This window comes from Halomonas sp. ND22Bw, assembly GCF_003011945.1.
GTDB lineage: Bacteria > Pseudomonadota > Gammaproteobacteria > Pseudomonadales > Halomonadaceae > Halomonas > Halomonas halophila.
Map to the genome: position 1 here is coordinate 1 of NZ_PXWD01000296.1, position 383 is coordinate 383.

Here is a 383-nt window from a genome sequence, read left to right on the forward strand (position 1 = left end):
GCGGCATCGTGGCGCCCAAAGGGCTTCCGCCAGACGTGGAGCGCCGATTGTCGGAGGCGCTCAGGTTGACCGCTGCCGACCCCGAGTTCCAGAAGCAGATGCAGGCCCAGTTCACCGAGATGGACTATGTGGCCGGACCGCAGTGGAGAAGCCGCCTGGACAAGGCAACTGCAGGTTTCGCCGCCCTCTGGAAGACGGCCCCCTGGGGTGATGCAGAACGCAAGCCCTGAGGCCATCGAACCCGCAAGTACCTGTTCCTCATCACAAAAAACGGAGACACCATGCGCCTGAACCGCCGTCAACTCATCTCGATCTGTGCCGCGCCTCTGCTCGCCGGCAGCCTCGGCCTGGCCCATGCCCAGACCTATCCAACCAAGGCGGTA

Annotated in this window: 1 protein-coding gene; it reads left to right on the forward strand. The window is 64.0% G+C overall.

Going from position 1 to position 383, the window contains the following annotated elements; translation table 11 throughout:
* Positions 1-230 (forward strand): hypothetical protein (locus tag CVH10_RS25785; RefSeq protein WP_219924785.1); only part of this gene is annotated, 230 nt, incomplete at its 5' end.
* Positions 231-383 lie beyond the last annotated feature (153 nt).